At 65.4% G+C, this 1,464-nt stretch carries 1 protein-coding gene and 1 pseudogene; one reads left to right on the top strand and one right to left on the bottom strand.

The genetic code is table 11. The annotated features are described in order from the left end of the window. Positions 1-253, top strand: a pseudogene (locus tag H5J33_RS36905) (SMI1/KNR4 family protein); the annotation flags it as partial. A 375-nt stretch (positions 254-628) separates the two neighbouring features. On the opposite strand, the gene H5J33_RS35065 reads toward H5J33_RS36905, so the two are convergent. Continuing rightward, the gene (locus H5J33_RS35065; protein ID WP_181798690.1) at positions 629-979 is read right to left on the bottom strand and encodes a hypothetical protein; all 351 of its coding nucleotides are present in this window, start codon (positions 977-979) and stop codon (positions 629-631) included. Between the last annotated feature and the right edge of the window lie 485 nt (positions 980-1,464).

The raw sequence follows: 1,464 nt of genomic DNA, 5'->3' as shown, positions 1-1,464 counted from the left end.
TAGTGCGGTGCCCGAACACTTTCAGCGGGTCCAACTGCCGGACTACCCGATGTGGACCGGCCCGGAAGAGTTTCCCGTGCGTTGGTTCTCTGCCCCCGGCAAGCTGCTGCGCCAAGACGGCCTGGGCGTCCACAGTTGGCTTCACGTCCGGGGCCGGACACGCGCCGATTTGGATGCGCTCTGTGAGACCGTTCCTGGACGGTGGTCCCTGGGATACACCGAGTCACTCAGCTCCGAGCTGCCGCCTTTCTGATCTGCTGCGGACCTTCTTGAGACATCGGGCCGGTAGCCTCGCCCCCTTTTTTCGCGCGGATGTGGGAGGCATCCACGCAGGCCCGCGTCCAGTCCAGGGCGTCGGCCGCGTGCAGCTCCGCGAGCAGGAGGCGGTGCAACTGGTCGAAGACACCGGCCATGTGCCAATGGCGCAGTCGACGCCAGCAAGTCTGTCCGGAGCCGAACCCAGCCTCAACGGCAGCAGTTGCCAGCTCACGTCGTTGTAGAGCACGTACAGGATGCCCTGCGGGCGCAGCCGGTCGTCCACTGGCTTCGGGCCGGGCGCCTTCTCCGGCCAAGGCGGCAGAACGGCACCGTCAGGTCATGCCGACCGGTCCCGCCAGCCGCTCCTCGTTCAGGGCAGGACTTTGTATTTCAGCTCGTACAGGGCCTCACCGCCCTCGAATTTCTTCGTGAGTTCCCCGGCATTCGCTTCGTCGCGCCTGAGGAATACCGATCCGAGGGAAACGACATGTCCGGGCTGATTCACGGCTTTCAGTGAGAGTTCGACGTCGTTGTCGCCGAACGGCACGAAGATATCCTGATCTTCCAGGTCCAGCTCATCGCCCTGATGCACAGTGATCAGGCCGGCGGACGGGAAGAACTGGAAGTCTCCATCCCTCGTCATGACTATCCGGTCCTGCCCGTCAGGGGATTGAGTCTTATCCACATCGATTTCAAGAATCTTGCCGAGGGGAAAGCTCATGAGATGCTCCCGCTGATCTCTGCTAATCCACCATTCACGACATTACCCCCCGCGGAAGCGATCAGCAATCGCTGCGCCCCGAGGGTGCTCCGGTGATCTTTCTCCGGTAATCGGGAAAGGCGAGCGAACAGCATCCGTCCACGGTGGCGATCTTCTTCCACTGCGCGGCGCGCTCGGCCGGCGTCTGGCCGCGTCGGCGTCCGACGCGGCGAGGTCGAGGACGGCGCGCGCCAGGCGGGGCCCGGCGAAGTCGGCCGGGGCGGTAAGGCGGATGTGGTCCAGGTCCTCGTGGAAGACGATGCGGCGAGTGGCCGGGTCGGTGAGTTGCCGGCCTCGGCTACGGCACCGTGCAGGGTGCCCAACGTCTTCGCGTACAGCTCTGGCCACACGCCCAGGGCCTCTTCCTGGGCGGCGCCGAGCTTGACGTCCCGCCGGTGCGCGCTACGCCGACACCGTGCTTGACCTGCGGGGTGTCGGCGAGCCCG

The organism is Streptomyces sp. WELS2 (assembly GCF_013870595.1).
Lineage (GTDB): Bacteria > Actinomycetota > Actinomycetes > Streptomycetales > Streptomycetaceae > Streptomyces.
Note: the sequence above shows the minus strand (reverse complement) of the source record. Positions and strands in the feature narration are given on the sequence as shown.

What these genes read in the sequence shown, in the direction of transcription:
- H5J33_RS35065 (WP_181798690.1), bottom strand. Translation starts at nt 979, where the DNA reads ATGAGCTTTCCCCTCGGCAAGATTCTTGAAATCGATGTGGATAAGACT.